The sequence below is a fragment of the Pseudoxanthomonas sp. JC1303 genome, assembly GCF_058448525.1.
Genome location: NZ_CP185958.1, coordinates 300,630 through 318,666, shown reverse-complemented (window position 1 = coordinate 318,666; position 18,037 = coordinate 300,630). Strand labels below are relative to the sequence as shown.

13 protein-coding genes are annotated in these 18,037 nt (G+C 68.2%); all 13 read left to right on the top strand.

Annotated elements, in window-relative coordinates:
- The first annotated feature begins 142 nt into the window (after nucleotides 1-142).
- The 13 genes from ACORQU_RS01460 (at nucleotide 143) to ACORQU_RS01400 (ending at nucleotide 17,659) form a co-directional block, all read left to right on the top strand.
- Nucleotides 143-1,105: a proline racemase family protein gene (locus ACORQU_RS01460; RefSeq protein ID WP_491642928.1), complete on the top strand. Its 963-nt coding sequence runs from the start codon at nucleotides 143-145 to the stop codon at nucleotides 1,103-1,105.
- Nucleotides 1,102-2,214, top strand: coding sequence for an NAD(P)/FAD-dependent oxidoreductase (locus ACORQU_RS01455; RefSeq protein ID WP_491642926.1), 1,113 nt, complete (start codon nucleotides 1,102-1,104; stop codon nucleotides 2,212-2,214). The genes ACORQU_RS01460 and ACORQU_RS01455 overlap by 4 nt, the downstream gene beginning before the upstream one ends.
- Before the next feature lie 23 nt (nucleotides 2,215-2,237).
- Entirely contained in the window at nucleotides 2,238-2,483 is a 246-nt protein-coding gene (locus ACORQU_RS01450; protein WP_491644905.1) for a (2Fe-2S)-binding protein, read from the top strand.
- The gene (locus tag ACORQU_RS01445) at nucleotides 2,476-3,786 is read left to right on the top strand and encodes an FAD-dependent oxidoreductase (RefSeq protein ID WP_491642924.1); all 1,311 of its coding nucleotides are present in this window, start codon (nucleotides 2,476-2,478) and stop codon (nucleotides 3,784-3,786) included. The genes ACORQU_RS01450 and ACORQU_RS01445 overlap by 8 nt, the downstream gene beginning before the upstream one ends.
- The gene (locus ACORQU_RS01440) at nucleotides 3,783-4,688 is read left to right on the top strand and encodes a dihydrodipicolinate synthase family protein (RefSeq protein ID WP_491642922.1); all 906 of its coding nucleotides are present in this window, start codon (nucleotides 3,783-3,785) and stop codon (nucleotides 4,686-4,688) included. The genes ACORQU_RS01445 and ACORQU_RS01440 overlap by 4 nt, the downstream gene beginning before the upstream one ends.
- Before the next feature lie 88 nt (nucleotides 4,689-4,776).
- Nucleotides 4,777-6,375 (top strand): aldehyde dehydrogenase family protein, encoded by a 1,599-nt coding sequence (locus ACORQU_RS01435; RefSeq protein WP_491642921.1) that lies wholly within the window; start codon nucleotides 4,777-4,779, stop codon nucleotides 6,373-6,375.
- On the top strand, nucleotides 6,372-7,574 hold the full coding sequence (locus ACORQU_RS01430; protein WP_491642919.1) for a M24 family metallopeptidase: 1,203 nt from the start codon (nucleotides 6,372-6,374) through the stop codon (nucleotides 7,572-7,574). The genes ACORQU_RS01435 and ACORQU_RS01430 overlap by 4 nt, the downstream gene beginning before the upstream one ends.
- Nucleotides 7,575-7,678: 104 nt before the next feature.
- Complete coding sequence (locus tag ACORQU_RS01425) at nucleotides 7,679-9,511, top strand: DUF885 domain-containing protein (RefSeq protein WP_491642918.1); 1,833 nt, start codon at nucleotides 7,679-7,681, stop codon at nucleotides 9,509-9,511.
- Nucleotides 9,508-11,322, top strand: coding sequence for a DUF885 domain-containing protein (locus ACORQU_RS01420; RefSeq protein WP_491642917.1), 1,815 nt, complete (start codon nucleotides 9,508-9,510; stop codon nucleotides 11,320-11,322). The genes ACORQU_RS01425 and ACORQU_RS01420 overlap by 4 nt, the downstream gene beginning before the upstream one ends.
- A 108-nt stretch (nucleotides 11,323-11,430) precedes the next feature.
- Nucleotides 11,431-13,002: an APC family permease gene (locus ACORQU_RS01415; RefSeq protein WP_491642915.1), complete on the top strand. Its 1,572-nt coding sequence runs from the start codon at nucleotides 11,431-11,433 to the stop codon at nucleotides 13,000-13,002.
- 115 nt (nucleotides 13,003-13,117) lie between these two features.
- Nucleotides 13,118-14,773 (top strand): DUF5597 domain-containing protein, encoded by a 1,656-nt coding sequence (locus ACORQU_RS01410; RefSeq protein WP_491642914.1) that lies wholly within the window; start codon nucleotides 13,118-13,120, stop codon nucleotides 14,771-14,773.
- Nucleotides 14,774-14,811: 38 nt separating this feature from the next.
- Nucleotides 14,812-15,108: a flagellar basal body rod protein FlgC gene (locus ACORQU_RS01405; RefSeq protein WP_491642912.1), complete on the top strand. Its 297-nt coding sequence runs from the start codon at nucleotides 14,812-14,814 to the stop codon at nucleotides 15,106-15,108.
- Nucleotides 15,109-15,307: 199 nt separating this feature from the next.
- The gene (locus ACORQU_RS01400) at nucleotides 15,308-17,659 is read left to right on the top strand and encodes a Tat pathway signal protein (protein WP_491642911.1); all 2,352 of its coding nucleotides are present in this window, start codon (nucleotides 15,308-15,310) and stop codon (nucleotides 17,657-17,659) included.
- Nucleotides 17,660-18,037 lie beyond the last annotated feature (378 nt).

Genomic DNA, 18,037 nt, shown 5'->3' with positions numbered 1-18,037 from the left:
GGACCCTGCCCAGCCAGGGCGGAGTTCACGATCCTAGCGCAAAGCACGGGCCCGTAGACGGCGGCGAAATTGTGCGAATTTCCGCATCGCGGCCCGGGATTGGACGCTAGTCGTTCCCGGTGCCCAGGTGTGAGGATGTGGCATGCACACGATCGACGTCATTGACTCCCACAGCGCCGGTGAACCGACCCGGGTGGTCCTGTCAGGGTTCCCGGACCTGGGCGCGGGAAGCCTGGCCGAGTGTCGCGAGCGTTTCAGCCGCCGGTACGACCACTGGCGTAGCGCCATTGCCTGCGAACCGCGCGGCTCGGACACCATGGTCGGTGCGCTGTTGCTGCCCGCGCGCGATCCCGGGGCGTGCACCGGCGTGATCTTCTTCAACAACGTGGGCACCCTGGGCATGTGTGGCCACGGCACCCTGGGCGTGGTGGCGACCCTGGCGCAGCTGGGCCGCATCGGGCCTGGTCAGCACCGAATCGAGACGCCGGTGGGCACCGTGGCGGTGGAGCTGGCGGAGGACGGGCGCGTGACCATCGACAACGTCGAGAGCTATCGCCATGCGGCTGGCGTGGTGGTGGACGTGCCCGGCTACGGTCAGGTACGAGGCGATGTGGCCTGGGGCGGCAACTGGTTCTTCATCACCGAGCAGTCGCCCTATCCGCTGGACCTGGCCCACCAGCGCCAGCTCACGGCCTACACCGAGGCGATCCGGATCGCGCTTGAGACCGCCGGGATCACCGGACAGGCCGGGGGCGAGATCGACCATGTCGAAGTCAATGGCCTGGCACCGGACGGCAGCGGCCAGGCGCGCAACTTCGTGTTGTGCCCGGGGCTTGCCTACGATCGCTCGCCCTGCGGCACCGGCACCAGTGCCAAGCTGGCCTGCTTGGCGGCGGACGGCAAACTGGCGCCAGGCCAGGTCTGGGTGCAGCAAGGCATCCTGGGCAGTGTGTTCGAAGGCAGCTTCAGCGTGTCCCCCTCCGGGCGCGGCATTGTCCCGCGCATCTCCGGCCAGGCCTACGTCACCGCGCGGTCGCAGCTGTTGATCGACCCGGCCGATCCGTTTGCCTGGGGCATCGGGACCAGGGTGCCAATCCCGGAATGATCGTTTACGACCTCATCGTGGTCGGCGCCGGCATTGTCGGGGCGGCCTGTGCCGAAGCGGCGGCGGGTGAGGGCCTGCGCGTGGCGTTGGTCGAGCCCGGCCCGGTGGGCGGCGGGGCGACGGCGGCGGCGATGGGGCATCTGGTGGCCATGGACGACGATCCGGCCGAGCTGGCGCTTTCAGCCTATTCGCTGGGCTTGTGGGAGCGCTATGCCGAGTTGCGAGAGGCTGAATTCAGCCGCTGCGGCACCCTGTGGGTGGCGCGCAACGAAAGCGAGCTAGCCGTGGTGCCGGCCAAGATCGCGCGCCTAGCGGCGGCGGGGCTGGCCGCCGAGGTGGTCGATGCCCAGCAGTTGTACGCGTTGGAACCGGCGCTGGTCCCGGGCCTGGCGGGCGGCATGCGGGTGCCGGGCGAGGCAGTGGTCTACCCACCGCGCATGGCGCGCTATCTGGTGGACCAGGCCTTGCAGGCTGGTGGGCAACTGTTCGCCGGCCGGCGGGTGACCGAGCTGCTCGCCGATGGCGTGCGCCTGGACGATGGCCAGCGGCTGTCCGGGCCGGTGCTGGTGGCCAGCGGCCTTGCGGTGCCGCAGCTGCTGCCCGAACTCAAGGTGTATCCGCGCAAGGGCCAGCTGGTGATCACCGACCGTTATCCGGGCCGGATCCGGCACCAATTGCTGGAACTGGGCTATGCCGATTCGGCGCACGGCGATGCGGCCACCAGCGTGGCCTTCAACGTGCAGCCGCGTCCAACCGGGCAGCTGCTGATCGGCTCATCGCGCCAGGTCGGAGTGAGTGATCGGGAGATCTCGATGCCGCTGCTGCGGCAGATGCTGGAGCGGGCGTTCGCGTTTCTGCCGATGCTGCGTGGGCTGCAGGCGCTCCGGGTCTGGACCGGGTTGCGTCCGGCCACGCCCGATGGCCGCCCTTACCTGGGCCAGGTGCCTGGACGTGGTCAGGTCTGGGTGGCAGCCGGACACGAAGGGCTGGGCGTCACCACCGCGCTGGGAAGCGCGCGATTGCTCATCGATGGGCTGCTTGGGCGCACCCCGGCCATCGACCCGGCCCCTTACGACCCGGCGCGCGCGCTGACGCGAGAGGCGGCATGAGCGGCACCACCTCCACGCGCGTTGTGCCTGGCCTGATTGGCCTCGACGTCAATGGCCAGCGGGTCGAAGTGCCGGCCGGTGCCAGCGTCGCCGCCGCGGTGGCGACGCTGGGCGTGCCGTTCCGGCAATCGCGCAGCGGTCAGCCGCGCGCGCCCCTGTGCGGCATGGGCGTGTGCTTCGAGTGCCGGGTGCAAATCGACGGCGTTGCCCAGTCGCGTGCGTGCATGACGCCGGCCCGCGAGGGCATGCAGGTGTCCACCGATGCTTGAGCCGGTCCGCCATTATCAGGTGCTGGTGGTCGGTGCCGGCCCGGCCGGGCTGGCCGCCGCGCAGGCGGCGGCCAGCCATGGCGCACGTGTTGGCCTGGTCGATGCGCAGCCGCGCGCGGGCGGCCAGGTCTGGCGACACGATATCGACCAGGGGGTGCCGGCTGCGGCGCAACGTGCGTTGGCCATGCTGGATCAACGTGGCATCGACTGGCTCGCGCAGACCCAGGTGACCTTGTCGCAACCGGGCTGGCTGCTCGCCGATGGTCCTGATGGCGCGTGCCAGCTGCATTACGACAGACTGGTGCTGGCCACCGGGGCGCGCGAACTGCTGCTGCCGTTCCCGGGTTGGACCCTGCCCGGCGTGACCGGTGCGGGCGGCGCCCAGGCGTTGGCCAAGCAAGGCTGGCCGCTGGCCGGCAAGCGGGTGCTGGTGGCAGGCAGCGGTCCGTTGCTGCTGGCCAGCGCGGCCACCCTCAAGGCCCATGGCGCGGTGGTGCTGGGAATCCACGAACAAGCCTCGGCCGGCGCATTGGCAGGCTTCGCGCTGCAACTTGCGCGCTGGCCGGGCAAGGCGGCGCAGGCGGTGGCGCTGCGCGCGCAGCTGGCGGGCATTGCCTATCGCGGCAGCAGCGTAGTGGTCGCCGCCCATGGCGATACCTGCTTGCGCGAAGTGGAGATCGAAGGCCCGCGCGGCCGCCAGCGCATCGCCTGCGACCAGTTGGCGGTCGGCTATGGGCTGGTGCCCAACACCGAGCTGGCGCAGTTGCTCGGCTGCCGCATCGAATACGTCGGCGCGCATCCGCAGGTGGCGGTCGATGCCCAGCAGCGCACCAGCATCGAACACGTCTTTGCCGTGGGCGAGGCCTGCGGCATCGGCGGCCTTGACTGTGCTTGGGTCGAAGGTGCCATCGCCGGTCACATGGCTGCCGGTGGCTACGCGGCCGCGCGTGCACTGACCCCGCGCCGGCGCCGCGCGCGGGCTTTCGCCAGCCTGCTGCGGCGCCAGTTCGCACTCACCCCACGCGTGCACGCGCTGGCGACGGCCACCACCACCGTCTGCCGCTGCGAGGACGTGACCCTGGGTGAACTGGCCGGCTTTGCCGATAGCCGCGAGGCCAAGCTGCAATCGCGCTGCGGCATGGGCGCCTGCCAAGGACGGGTCTGCGGCACCGCGCTGGCAGAACTGGGCCTGGGCCGGCCCGAGCTTTCCACCGATGGCGGCCGCCGGCCGCCGTTGTTCCCGGTCCGCCTTGCGGCGCTGGCCGACTCCTTCACCGATCCATCGCAAGGGATATCCCCATGAGCAATGCACCTTTCTGGAAGGGCGTCCTGCCCGCCATCACCACGCCGTTCAATGAAGACGGCAGCGTCGACCATGCCTTCCTGGCCAAGCACGCCGGGCAGCTGGTGGACGCCGGCTGCACCGCCATCGTGCCGCTGGGCTCGCTGGGCGAAGCGGCCACGCTGTCCTTCGATGAGAAGGTCGCCATCATCACCACCCTGGTCAAGGCGGTTGGCGAGCGCGTGCCGGTGGTGCCGGGCATTGCCTCGCTGTCCACCGCCGAAGCGGTCAGGCTGGCCCAGGCCGCCAAGGACGCCGGTGCGCGCGGGCTGATGGTGCTGCCGGTGTACGTGTATTCGTCCGACTGGCACGAGGCCAAGGCCTACGCGCGCGCGGTGCTGGGCGCCACCGACCTGCCCAGCATTCTGTACAACAACCCGGTGGCCTATCGCACCGACATCCTGCCGGCGCAGATCGCGGAACTGGCCGCTGAGTTCCCCAACCTGCAGGCGGTCAAGGAATCCTCGGGCGAGATCCGCCGCTTCGCCGCCATCAAGGAACTGCTGGGCGAGCGCCTGGTGCTGCTGGTGGGCATGGACGACGCCATCGTCGAAGGCCTGGCCATGGGCGCCGAAGGCTGGATCGCCGGCCTGGTCAATGCGTATCCGGTGGAGTCGGTGAAGCTGTTCGAACTGGCCCGCGATGGCGGCTACCCGGCCGCAGCCGAGCTCTACCACTGGTTCCTGCCGCTGCTGCGCCTGGATACGGTTCCCAAGTTCGTGCAGTTGATCAAGCTGGTCCAGGCCAAGGTCGGCATGGGCAGCGAAACCGTGCGTGCCCCACGCTTGGTCGTGGAAGGTGCCGAACGCGCCGCGGCATTGCAGGTGATCGACCAGGCCATCGCCACCAAGCCTGCGCTGTAAGGCCCTGGCGGAGCCTGCTCCGCCGCGCCGTTGAATGCCTGCGCCGGCGTGCCCGGTCCAGGCCGATGTCCCCGTCTTGGAGACCGTGATGAATGCTTCGAAACAACCCGTCCTGTTGGCCGGACGCTGGCAGCAAAGTCTGTCCCCCCAGGGTGGCTTTCATGCAAACGACCCGACCACCGGTGAGGTGATCGGGCCGTGCTTCCCGATCAGCGGCGCGGACGATATCGAGGCGGCGCTGGCTGCCGCCTGCGAGGTGGCCGCCACCCTGGCGGCGGCGCCAGTTGAACGCATTGCCGCGTTCCTGGACGCGTATGCCGCTGCACTGGAGGCCGATGCCGACACCCTGGTGGCCCTGGCCCACCAGGAAACGGCATTGCCTGGACCAACCCGCCTGCGCGGCAATGAGCTTCCGCGCACCAGTGGCCAGCTTCGCCAGGCGGCCAAGGCGGTGCGTGAGCATGCCTGGACCACCCCGACCATCGATACCGCCGCGGGCTTGCGCGCGCATCTGGCGCCGCTGGGCAAACCGGTGCTGGTGTTCGGCCCGAATAATTTTCCGTTCGCCTTCAACGCCATTGCCGGCAGCGACTTTGCCTCGGCCATCGCCGCGCGCAACCCGGTGATTGCCAAGGCCCATCCCTTGCACCCTGCCACCAGCGAGCGCATGGCGCAGTTGGCGCATCGGGCGCTGGAGGAAGCCGGCCTGCCGCCGGCCGCGGTGCAGATGCTGTACCAGTTCGACAACGCGCTTGGCCTCAAGCTGGCCGGCGATACGCGCCTGGGCGCGATCGGCTTTACTGGCAGTCGCGCTGGCGGATTGGCGCTGAAGGCGGCCGCCGACGCCGCCGGCGTGCTGTTCTACGCCGAGCTGTCCAGCGTCAACCCGGTGTTCGTGCTGCCGGGCGCACTGGCCGAGCGCGGCCAGGCGCTGGCGCAGGAGTTCTTTGCCTCCTGCACGATGGGCAGCGGCCAGTTCTGTACCAATCCCGGCGTGCTGGTGGTGCCCCGCGGCCCGGCCGGTGATGCCTTCGTGGCGGCGGCGACCGAGCACTTTGCCGGGGCCGCGCCGATGGTGCTGTTCTCGCAGGGCGGTGTGACCCACCTGGCGCAGGGCGTGGCCACCTTGCGTGACGCCGGGGCCGCCCTGTTGGCCGGCGGCACGGCGGGCGAGGGTGCGGGCTTCCGCTACGCGCCAACCCTGCTGAGCGTGGATGCGGGCGATTTCCTCGCCCACCCGCAGGCGCTACAGACCGAGGCGTTTGGCCCGGTCAGTCTGGTGGTGCGGGTGGACGGCACCGAACAGATGGTCGCGGTGGCGAGCGCCTTCCAGGGCAACCTCACCGGCACCTTGTATCGCGCCGCCGACGGCGGCGATGACGAGGCCTGGCGCGCGATCGCCCCGGTCCTGCGCGCGCGCGTGGGCCGTTTGATCAACAGCAAGATGCCGACGGGGGTGGCGGTCAGTGCGGCCCAGAACCACGGGGGACCGTTCCCCAGCACCGGCCATCCAGGCTTCACCTCGGTGGGCATGCCGGCGGCGATCCATCGCTTCGCCGCGCTGCACAGCTACGACGCGGTGCCTGATGCGCTGCTGCCGATTGAACTGCGCGATGCGAACCCGGCGCGGATCCAGCGCCTGGTCGATGGGCGGTGGACCTGTGCCGATGTGGAGGTGGTGGCATGAGCGGCCAGATCGGTGGCCTGAGCCTGGCCGAGGCCCAGGCGCAGCTGCAGCCATGGACAACGTTGGCACCGGCCATCGGCGCCGATGAATACCAGCAGCGCATTGCCCGCGCCCGCGCGCTGATGCGCGAGCAGGGCGTGGACGCGCTGCTGGTCGGTGCCGGGACTTCGCTGCGCTATTTCACCGGCGTGCCGTGGGGCGCGACCGAACGCTTGGTGGCCATGCTGCTGACCGCGCAAGGCGAGCCGCAGCTGATCTGCCCGGTGTTTGAGGAAGGCTCGCTGGATGCGGTGCTCAAGGTGCCGGTCGCCAAGCGCTTGTGGGAAGAACACCAGGACCCGCACGCGCTGGTGGTGCAGGCCATGGCCGCCCAGGGCGTCACCAAGTTGGCGTTGGACCCGGGCATCGCCTTCGGCGTGCACACCGGCTTGCGCGCGCATCTGGATGCGGACGCCATCGTCGATGCCAGCGCGATCATCGACGGTTGCCGCATGTGCAAATCCGCGGCCGAACTGGCGTTGATGCAGCAGGCCTGCGACATGACCTTGCAGGTCCATCGGTTGGCGGCGGGCATCGCCCGCGCCGGCATCGGCACCGACGAACTGGTGCGCTTCATCGACCAGGCCCATCGCGCGCTGGGCGCCGACAACGGCTCGACCTTCTGCATCGTCCAGTTCGGCCATGCCACCGCCTTCCCGCATGGCATCCCTGGCGTGCAGCACCTGCAGGAAGGCCAGTTGGTCCTGATCGACACCGGCTGCACCGTGCAGGGCTACCACTCGGACATCACCCGCACCTGGATCTTCGGCACGCCCAGCGACGCGCAGCGCCGGATCTGGGACCTGGAGCAGGCCGCGCAGGCTGCTGCGTTTGCCGCGGTGCGCCCGGGCGTGAGCTGTGAGTCGGTCGACGCTGCCGCGCGTGCGGTGCTCGAAGCGGCCGGGCTTGGTCCCGATTACCGGCTGCCTGGCCTGCCGCATCGTACCGGCCACGGCTGTGGACTTTCGATCCACGAGGCGCCGTATGTGGTCCGTGGCAACGCCACGCTGCTGCAGCCCGGCATGTGCTGCAGCAACGAACCGATGATCGTGGTCCCGGGTGAGTTCGGGGTGCGGCTGGAAGACCATTTCTACGTGACCGAACGCGGTGCGCAGTGGTTCACGCCGCCATCGCCGGCCATCGACCGGCCGTTCGCCTAGATGGCCGCGCGCGCGGACCGCGCTCGCAGTGACCGCGCGCGCTGGCTTTTAGTTTTTCGTCGGTCTTGTCATGGCCGCATCGTGGCCTTCCATGGAGTGAGTGCATGAACCTGTTCCGTCCTCTTGTTGCCAGCGTGCTGGCTGCTGCCTTGTGTACGGCCTGCAAGCCGGATGCGCAGGCGCCAACGTCCCAGGTCTCAAGCAGTGCGGCCTCTGCGCAGCAGGCCGCCAAGGCCTTTGATGCGTTGCTGGACGTGCAGTGGCAGTACCAGCTGCAGCACAGCCCGGAGTTCGCCAGCATCATTGGCGACAAGCGCTACAACGACCGCTGGAGTGACTACTCGCTGGCGGCGGTCGAGGCCGACCGTAAGGCCACGGCCGATTTGCTGGCCCGGTTCAAGGCGGTCGATGCGCGTGCACTGGACGAGCAGCGCCAGCTCAGCCTGAAGATGATGCTGGGCCAGCTGCAGGACAAACTGGAGTCGATCCGGCTGAAGAATTACGAAATGCCGCTGGAACCGGTGGGCGGCATCCAGCTGTCGCTGGCCGGGCAGGGCGATGCGTTTCCGTTCGACGATGCCAAGGATTTCCAGGACTACATCAAGCGCCTGCAGGCGGTGCCGGTGGTGATCGACCAGGTGATCGAGGTCTCGCGCCAGGGCGCCAAGGACCACCTCATCCAGCCGCGCTATCTGCTGGAAAAGCTGCCCGCACAGATCACCAAGATCGCAGCGCCCGCTGGGGCCGACAGCGCGTTTGCCTCGCCGCTGAAGAAACTCGACCAGGCCGTGGCCGATCCGGCCCAGCGTGAGCAACTGCGCGCGCAGTTGATCGCGGCCATCGATGACCAGGTGCGCCCGGCCTATACCAAGCTGGCCGCGTTCGTGCGCGACGAGTACGCCGCGCAAGGGCGTGAGCACGAAGGCCTGTGGTCCTTGCCCGATGGCGATGCGCGTTACCGGTTTGCCATCCACACCCAGACCACCACCGACAAGTCGCCCGAGGAGATCCACCAGATCGGCCTGAGCGAGGTGGCGCGGATCGAGGGCGAGATGACCGCGATCGCCAAGGCCCAGGGTTATCCGGACCTGGCCAGCTTCCGCAAGGCGGTGGCCACCGACAAGTCGCACTTCGCCAAGAACAGCGAGCAGATCCTGGACCTCTACCGCGGCTATATCGCCGGGATGGAGCCGGAGCTGCCCAAGCTGTTCGGCCGCCTGCCCAAGACGCCGTTGATCGTGCAGGGCATGCCCGCGTTCCGCCGCGAGGCGCCCGGTGCCGAGTACTGGCAAAGCAATCCGCAAGGCACCAAGCCGGCCATCGTGATGGTCAACGCCAACGATGCCACCGAGCGCACCTTGGTCAACATCGAGACCACCGCCTATCACGAGGGCGTGCCCGGCCATCACCTGCAGATCTCGCTGGCCCAGACCCTGCCGCTGCCGCCGTTCCGCCAGCAGGCCGGCTACAACGCCTTCATCGAAGGCTGGGCGCTGTATGCCGAGCGCCTGGCCGGCGAGGTGGGCTTCTACAAGGATCCTTACAGCGCCTATGGCCACCTGGCCGGGGAGCTGCTGCGTGCCAACCGCCTGGTCCTGGATACCGGCGTGCACTACAAGCACTGGACCCGCCAGCAGATGGTGGACTTCTTCCACGCCCATCCGTCCGACGACGAGCCCAGCATCCAGGCCGAGACCGACCGCTACATCGTCTGGCCAGGCCAGGCCCTGGGCTACAAGCTGGGCCAGCTGAACATCCTGGCGCTGCGCGCCAAGGCGCAACAGGCGCTGGGCGACAAGTTCGACATCCGCGCCTTCCACGACGAAATCCTCGGTGGCGGTGCCATGCCGCTGGATCTGCTTGATGCACGGATCGATGCGTGGATCGCACAGGTCCAGGCCGCACCGGCTGCCCCCAACACCAAGGAGACTCCATGAGCCTGCGTGCCCCCCTGTCCTTGGCGCTGCTGCTGGCCATGACCAGCACCGGTCTGGCCGTCCACGCCGGCGATGCGAGCGCCGCCGTGACCCCAACCACCGGCAGCACTCCGGCCAACGATGCGGCGGCGCGCTTCAAGGCGCTGTACACGCGCGAATGGGCCTGGCGCCAGGTGCAGGACGCCGGTGGCGATGACGAAAACGGCAACAGCAGGCCGGCCGACCACCTGCCCCAGGTCGATCCGGCCACCCAGGCCATGCGCACCGCGTACTGGCAGCAGGTGATGGCCGAACTGAAGACCATCCCGCAGGATCAGCTCTCGGCGGTGGACCAGGTCAACTACCAGGTCTACCAGCAGCAGATCCAGGTGCTGCTGGACCAGCAGCGCTTCCACGCCTGGGAGATGCCGTTCAACAGCGACACCGCGTTCTGGACCAACCTGGGGTTCACCGCGCGCGGCACCTTCCACAACGCCGAGGACTATTGCCGTTACCTGGCCCAGCTGGCCGATATCCCGCGTTACTTCGACGACCAGACCCGCAACATGCGCGCGGGCCTGGCGCGTGGCTTCAGCGTGCCGCGCGTGACCTTGACCGGCCGCGACCAATCGATTGCCGATGTGGCCAACGCCAAGGGCGAGGCCAATCTGTTCTACACCCCGTTCAAGCAGATGCCGTCCAGCATCCCCGCCGCCGAACAGGCCCAGCTGCGCCAGCAGGCGTTGGTCGCCATCTCCAGCAGCGTGATCCCGGCCTACGACAAGCTGCTGCACTTCATCCGCCAGGAGTACTTCCCCAAGGCGCGCAAGACCCTGGCCGCCGAAGCCATGCCCGATGGCAAGGCCTACTACCGCGCGCAGATCCGCGAGTTCGTCACCGAGGACATGGATCCCGAGCAGATCCACCGCATTGGCCTTGAGGAAGTGGCCAGCCTGCGCAAGCAGATGCAGCAGGTGATGGACGAGGTGGGCTTCAAGGGCAGCTTCTCCGAGTTTCTGACCTTCCTGCGCACCGATCCGCAGTTCTATGCCAAGACCCCGCAGGAACTGCTGGACCACGCGGCCTGGATCGCCAAGACCATGGACGGCAACCTGGGGAAGTTCTTCGGCCGGGTGCCGCGCCAGCGCTTCACCATCAAACCGGTGCCCGACGACCTGGCGCCGTTCTACACCGGTGGCCGCGGCGGCATGGACACCTATTGGCTCAACACCTACAACCTGCCGTCGCGACCGCTGTACGTGCTGCCGGCGCTGACCCTGCATGAGTCCTCGCCAGGTCACTCGCTGCAGATGTCGCTGGCGGCCGAAGACACCGATCTGCCCGACTTCCGCCGCTACACCTATATCTCCGCCTATGGCGAGGGCTGGGCGCTGTACTGCGAATACCTGGGCCAGGAAATGGGCATGTACACCACGCCCTACGAGCGCTTTGGCTACCTGACCTACCAGATGTGGCGCGCGGCACGGCTGGTCATCGATACCGGCGTCCACCACCAAGGCTGGACCCGCGAACAGGCGCTGGCCTACCTGCGCGACAACGCGGCCCTGAGCGAGCACGAGATCACCACCGAGGTGGATCGGTACATCGCCTGGCCGGGCCAGGCCCTGTCCTACTACCTGGGCGAGCTGGAGATCCTGAAGCTGCGCAAGCAGGCGCAAGCGGCGCTGGGCGACAAGTTCGACATCCGCAACTTCCACGACGCGGTGCTGTCGCTGGGCTCGGTGCCGCTGCCGGTGCTGGACGCACGGATCGAGCGCTTCATCGCCGAGGGCGGCAAGTCGCCCTGGGCCGATCAGGACACGAGCCGGTAGCGCGCAGCTTGCTGCGCTGGGAGCTTCACCGGTAGCGCCTCAGCCGAGCGCGCTGGGGCGCTAAAAAAAATGCCGGGCACGCGCGGCTTTACTTCTCGGGGGACATCCATGGCAGCACAGGGCAAGTTCCACAAACGTCTCAGCCTCACCGACCTGACCTTCATCGGGCTGGGGTCGATCTTCGGCTCGGGCTGGCTGTTTGCCGCCAGCCATGTGTCCTCCATTGCCGGGCCGGCCGGGATCCTGTCCTGGATCGTCGGCGGCATCGCCGTGTTCCTGCTGGGCCTGGTGTATTGCGAACTGGGTGCGGCACTGCCGCGCGCCGGCGGCGTGGTGCGCTACCCCGAGTATTCGCACGGGACGCTGCTGGGCTGGCTGACCGGCTTCATCACCCTGATCGCGTTTTCCAGCCTGATCGCCATCGAAGTGGAAGCCTGCCGGCAGTACGCCGCGGCCTGGTTCCCGACGCTGAGTCAGCCTGGCAGCACCCATCCCAGCCTGTCCGGCTGGCTGCTGCAGTTTGGCCTGCTGGTGCTGTTCTTCCTGCTGAACTACTTCAGCGTCAAGACCTTCGCCCTGGCCAACAACATCATCAGCGTGTTCAAGTTTTTGGTGCCGCTGCTGGTGATCGTGCTGCTGCTGGCGCACTTCAATGGCGACAATCTGACCAGCCACGGGTTCGCGCCTTCCGGTGCTGCGGGCGTGGAAGCGGCGATCTCCGCCGGCGGCATCATCTTCGCCTACCTGGGACTGACGCCGATTGTGTCGGTGGCCAGCGAGGTGCGTGATCCGCAGCGCACCATTCCCATCGCCTTGATCCTGTCGGTGGCGCTGTCCACGGTGATCTACGTGCTGCTGCAGCTCTCGTTCCTGGGCGCGGTGCCGGGCACCGCACTGGCCAACGGCTGGGCCGGCATGGACAAGCTGTTCTCATTGCCGTATCGCGATATCGCCCTGGCGCTGGGCCTGGGCTGGCTGGCCACGCTGGTGGTGGCCGACGCGGTGGTCTCGCCCAGCGGCACCGGCAACATCTACATGAACGCCACGCCGCGGGTGGTCTATGGCTGGGCACGCAGCAGCGGGTTTTTGTCGGCGCTGACCCGGGTGGACGCCAAGTCGGGCATTCCGCGTCCTGCGCTGTGGCTGAGCTTTGCGCTGTCGGTGTTCTGGACCCTGCCGTTTCCTTCATGGGACACCCTGATCGGAGTGGTGTCGGCGGCCCTGGTGCTGAGCTATGCCATCGCGCCGGTGACCGTGGCGGCGTTGCGGCGCAGCGCGCCTGACTTGCCGCGGCCGTTCCTGGTCAAGGGCCTGGCGGTGCTGGGCCCGCTGTCGTTCATGATCGCCGCGCTGATCGTCTACTGGTCCACCTGGGCCACGGTGTCCTGGCTGCTGGGCCTGCAGGTGCTGATCTATGTCGGCTATGTGCTCTCGCAGCTGTCCGATGCGGCGCGGCGGGCGCGAGTGCTGTGTCAGGTGCGCAGCTCGGCGTGGCTGATCGCGTTTTTCATCGGGGTGATGGCGGTGTCGTACCTGGGCACCTTCGGTGGCATCGGCGTCATCGCCCATCCCTGGGACACGGTGTGCGTGGCCGTCATCGGGTGGTTCATCTACCAATGGGGCGCACGCAGTGGCCTGCCCAGCAGCGCGTTGAAGCTGGAGGAAGACGATGGCGAATGAGCGTTTGTCGGGCGCCTGCAAGGGCGGCGCCGGGTTGATCGGCCCCGTCGCGGCCGGTGCAGCGCCTGGGATGCGGCGGATCATGAGCAGGCAGATGAGAGCGGCTTGGGCAGCGATGAGTCATTTCCGGCCCAGCCGTCATCCGGGCCCGGCCCGCCGCGGCGCCATCGACGCCCAACGCGCCTGGGCGCTGAAGCCGCTCCTGCGCCGGCTGGCATGCGCCGCGCTGCTGCTGCCTGGGCTGGCCTGCGCCGAGCAGATGCCGCGCTTTGTCAGTCAAGACGGGCGCCATGCGCTGATCGTCGATGGCGCTCCGTACACGGTGCTGGCCGCGCAACTGCACAACTCCTCGGCCTGGCCGGCGGTGTTGCCCGAGGCGCTGGACCAGGTGGTGGCGCTGCATGCCAACACGGTGGAGGCGCCGGTGTATTGGGAGCAGTTCGAGCCTGCACCGGGCAAGTTCGACACCACCAACGTCGATGCCTTGGTCGAACAGGCGCGCCAGCGCGGCCTGCGCGTGGCGCTGCTGTGGTTCGGCACCTGGAAGAACGGCCAGATGCATTACGTGCCCGAGTGGATCAAGCGCGACGAGGCCAAATACCCGCGCATGCGCGATGCCGACGGCCAGCCGGTGGATGTGCTGTCGCCATACGCGCCGGCCAATGTGGAGGCCGATACGCGTGCGTTTGCGGCGTTGATGGCGCACCTGCGCAAGATCGATGGCGATCGCCATACCGTGATCCTGGTCCAGGTCGAAAACGAGCCCGGGGCCATCGGCACCGTGCGCGACCACGGCCCGGCTGCCGATGCCGCGTTCGCCCAGCCGGTGCCGGCGCAGATCGCCGCCAAGCTCGGCAAGCCGGCGGGCAGCTGGCAGCAGCTGTTCGGGCCGGAAGCGGCCGAGGCGTTCAACGCCTATGGCATCGCCCACTACATCGAGCAGGTCACCGCCGCGGGCAAGCGCGCCTATCCGCTGCCGATGTACGTCAATACCTGGCTGCGCTACAAGGGCAAGAAATTCCCGGGCCTGGATTACCCATCGGGCGGGGCGACGGTCAACGTGTTCGACCTGTGGCGGGCGGCCACCCCGTCGGTGGACTTCATCGGCACCGACATCTACACCAGCGACTACAACGAATACACCAAGGTGATCGGCCAGTACGCGCGGCCGGACAATCCGGCCTGGGTGTCGGAAACCGGCTTCGAGGCGGCCACCGCGCCGTTCCTTTATCACGTGCTGGGGCAGGGCGGGATCGGCTTTTCGGTGTTCGGGATCGACGGCAATACAGACAGTGCCGACAATCGCGCCGCCATCGCCGCCCATGCCGCCAACTTTGGCCAGCTCGCGCCGTTGCAGCGCATGGTGGCCAAGGCCGCGTTCGAGGGCCGGCTGCAGGCCATCGCCGAGCAGCCCGGCCAGCCGCAGCGCACGCTGGTGTGCGGCCCCTGGCAGGCCAAGGTGTCCTTCGGGGCGCCGCATTGGGGCGATGCGCCGCCGATCCTGCCCGGCACCGAGGACCACGGCGGACGGCTGCTGGTACTCCAGCAGGGGCCCGATCAATTCCTGGTGACCGGGATGGCGGCGCGGATTGAATTTTTCCGCGAGGCGGCCGATAACCAACATGGAAAGCTGCTGCGGGTGGAGCAGGGCCGGTACGTCGAGGGGCAATGGCGGTTCGAGCGCCTGCTCAATGGCGATGAAACCGACTACGGGCTCAACTTCGGTCGCGACGATCCCCCCGTGTTACGGGTGACCGTCGGGACCTACTGACCGCCGCAGCCGTCCTTGTCTTTGCTTAGGATGCGCCCATGAGCCTGACGTCCATCTCCAGTTCCGGCATGCAGGTCGCGGCGATGCGCCAGGACGTGGCAGCCGGCAATATCGCCCGCTCGGTCGTGCCCGGCGCCCCACGTCAAGGCGTAGCGGCCAGCACCTTGCCTGATGGCGGGGTGAGCGGGTCTGTGATCGCTGCGCCTGCTGGCGAGGACGGCATGGTTACCGACCTGGTGGACAGCCTGTCGGCACGCAACGACTTCCAGGCCAACGCCGCGGTGCTGGCGCGCTCGGACCAGATGCTGGGTAGCCTGCTGGACGATTGGGCTTGAGCGATCGCACTGGCCCGAGGGGTCAGGGCCTGCAATGTCCCGCGCGTCCCGCGTGGTGATGCGCTGCTCGCCTGCGCGGCGTCTGTGACCTGGCGCCCAGGTTGTGCACGATTCCGCGTCGCTGCAACCGCCATCCCACAAGACGCAGCGCGCTGCGACTGCGCACGATGCAGGCTGATCATTGCACGGGTGAACGGAGATGGATCGGAGAGCATTCCTGCGTCAGGGCGTGGTCGCCACGGCAGCCATTGGCGTGGGACCGGCTGTCGCGGTCTCGCCCATCGCTGCACCTCAAGCCGTACCACCGCCGCGTCCACGCCTGCAGCCGCTGCCTGAGGCGGGCTTTGTCGGGCACGCCGTGTTGTGCCAATTCCAGCATCTTGGCAGTCAGTGGACGGTCTATGAGGACCAGCGTTCGCCCCAGGGCGTGCTGAGCCTGGCCTGTGCCGAGGGCGTGCTGGCGCTGGGCAAGCGCACCGAGGCGGTATGGGGTGCTGATACGCCGCCGTATTTCGGCATGCCGTTGGCCAAGGTGGCGATGGCCCAGGCCGACTTGCTCGCCGACCGGCTGCTGCGCGACGGAGACCCACGCGAGGATGAAGTGCGCGATGCGGCGCCGCCGCCGGCCTCGCGGCTGGACCCCAAGGACACCAACGGCCGGCTGCCGTGGACCACCTTCGTGGGCACGGTGCAGGGCAACGACACCATGCAGGTCTATCCGGACGGACGCACCCGCACCTATCGGGCGATTCAGGCATTTCCCGAGTTGGCCGATGCAGACCAGGTCGCCCATCGCGACGAAGGCTTGCTGGGCGGCTGGATGCCGGCGGTCCACAAAGTGATTCCGGCAGGTGCGGGCCGCTGGTATGACCTGCTGGTGTTCGCCGACGTGGACGCGCAGGACAAGTTCGTGGTCCAGACCTGGCATCGCGCGGTGCTGGTCGAACACGGCGTGGCGGTCAAGACCGTCTACGGCTACAGCTATCCGGACTTTCCGCCGCGGCGTGGCCCGGCCAAGCCAGAGGATTTCTATCGTGGCCTGATCGACTTCGCCGCCAGCTGGCAGGCGCGATTGGCCGATTTTTCGGCGCTGCAGCTGCCCGATGCCAGCTGGTCGGACATGGCACGCTTTGCGTTTGCCCGCGAACTGGTGGTGCGCCCGCTGGGCGTATACCCCAAGTACGGCGCGGTGGACCGCGACTACTACGGCAACGAGTACGACGGTTTCCAGGATACGTTCACCAGCTCGCTGTACGCCAACCTGGAATGGGGCCGCTTCGCTCAGGCCGGTGCCGTGCTGGACAACTACCTGTCCGAGTACACCGCGCCCGACGGCATGGTCAACATGCGCGGGCCGGAGACCGGCCAGTTCGGCTTGACCCTGTCGCTGCTGGCGCGCTACCTGCGCTACACCGGCGATGTGGCGCTGCTGCGCAAGCACCAGGGCAAGATCGTGGCCACCGCGCAGATCCTGGTCGAGCTGCACGAGGCCAGCCTTGCGCTGCCAAAGACCGATCGCGGCCATGGGCTGATCCACGGCTGGAGCGAGTCCGATGCCTGCCTGTATCCCGACCCGACGCTGTGGTGGAAACCGTACTTCGGCAACAGCGCACTGGCGATCCGCGGCTGGGAAGACATCGCCGCGGTGTGGCCGGTGCTGGCCGGCACGGCCGGTGCCAGCGGGCAATGGCGCCAGCGTGCGCAGCAACTGCGCAAGCGCTTGCTCGACAGCATCCGCGCCGATGTGCGACATGACCTCAGCCCGGCCTATCTGGGACCGTTGCCCGGCACCACGGAAACCTTTCGCCAAGCGATGTCGCAGGACGATCCCAGCAAGAGCGAGCAGCTGTGGTCGCACCGTGCCTATGCCGAACTGCTGCAGGCCGATGTGCTGCCCGATGACCTGGCCAACCTGGTGATCGACTGCCTGCGCGGCCACGGCGGCACCACCTTGGGCATCGTGTCCAACATCTGGAAGCCCAGCCCCGAAGCGCGCGACATCCTGGGCTTCATCTCCTACGGCTACGCGCAGCAGCTGCTGCGCCTGGACCGGATCGAGGAATACCTGCTGTTCCTCTATGCACACCGCTACCAGGCCCACACCCGTGGCAGCTGGACCGCAGGCGAGGTGGCCGGCATCACCGGTGGCATGCCGCTGTTCTGCATGCCGGCGCAGATGACCGTGCCGCTGCTGCTGCGTTGGATGCTGGTGTTCGACCAGGGGGATGACTTGTTCCTGGCACGGGCCGTGCCACGCGATTGGCTGGCCAGCGGCGAGCCCATCGAGATTGCCGATGCGCCGACACCCTGGGGCAAGGTCGGCCTATCGCTACGCGCCGAGGCGGACGAGCGGCTGATCACTGCCGAGGTCGTGCTTCCGCCTTCGCGGCCCAAGGCGATCTGGCTCACCTTGCGAGCGCCGGCCGGCACGCGCTTGAAGGATGTAAAGGTCGCCGGTGTTGCTGCCCAACCCGTGGGCCCGCACGGGGATCGACTCGCGTTGCCGCTCAGCGCTGCATGCAGGATCAAGATCCAGGCGCGCTACGACTGAGCCTGTCCACGCAAGCAGGACCTCGGCTTTGCGCAGGCATTCCGGGTGTCGGCAAGGACCAGGTGCACCTGGACCCTCGACATGCCCTGGCGCTGTTTGCACAGGCGGCGCGCCGGTCCGTTGATGCCCGGCGCTGGCAAGGTCAGGGGGTCTGCGGGCGATTTCATGCGCAAATCCGCGCCAGGAGCTGCTTCAGCGCGCAAGACCTCGGTGCGTTTGCGGTGTGATAGTCCTTGACAGCCCCGCCAGCGATGCAGGCCCATCGCTGGCGCCGTGGCGGCATGTCGGAAAACGCCGATCGATGGCGTGCCTGCGCCGCGCGGTGACGGGGTGATCCAGTCAGCGAGAGAGCACCCCATGCGCCCATCCTCAAGCCCG

Coding starts and splice junctions, on each gene's coding strand:
- ACORQU_RS01460 (WP_491642928.1), top strand. CDS start 143: ATGCACACGATCGACGTCATTGACTCCCACAGCGCCGGTGAACCGACC.
- ACORQU_RS01400 (WP_491642911.1), top strand. CDS start 15,308: ATGGATCGGAGAGCATTCCTGCGTCAGGGCGTGGTCGCCACGGCAGCC.
- ACORQU_RS01420 (WP_491642917.1), top strand. CDS start 9,508: ATGAGCCTGCGTGCCCCCCTGTCCTTGGCGCTGCTGCTGGCCATGACC.
- ACORQU_RS01455 (WP_491642926.1), top strand. CDS start 1,102: ATGATCGTTTACGACCTCATCGTGGTCGGCGCCGGCATTGTCGGGGCG.
- ACORQU_RS01425 (WP_491642918.1), top strand. CDS start 7,679: ATGAACCTGTTCCGTCCTCTTGTTGCCAGCGTGCTGGCTGCTGCCTTG.
- ACORQU_RS01435 (WP_491642921.1), top strand. CDS start 4,777: ATGAATGCTTCGAAACAACCCGTCCTGTTGGCCGGACGCTGGCAGCAA.
- ACORQU_RS01440 (WP_491642922.1), top strand. CDS start 3,783: ATGAGCAATGCACCTTTCTGGAAGGGCGTCCTGCCCGCCATCACCACG.
- ACORQU_RS01415 (WP_491642915.1), top strand. CDS start 11,431: ATGGCAGCACAGGGCAAGTTCCACAAACGTCTCAGCCTCACCGACCTG.
- ACORQU_RS01430 (WP_491642919.1), top strand. CDS start 6,372: ATGAGCGGCCAGATCGGTGGCCTGAGCCTGGCCGAGGCCCAGGCGCAG.
- ACORQU_RS01445 (WP_491642924.1), top strand. CDS start 2,476: ATGCTTGAGCCGGTCCGCCATTATCAGGTGCTGGTGGTCGGTGCCGGC.
- ACORQU_RS01410 (WP_491642914.1), top strand. CDS start 13,118: ATGAGTCATTTCCGGCCCAGCCGTCATCCGGGCCCGGCCCGCCGCGGC.
- ACORQU_RS01405 (WP_491642912.1), top strand. CDS start 14,812: ATGAGCCTGACGTCCATCTCCAGTTCCGGCATGCAGGTCGCGGCGATG.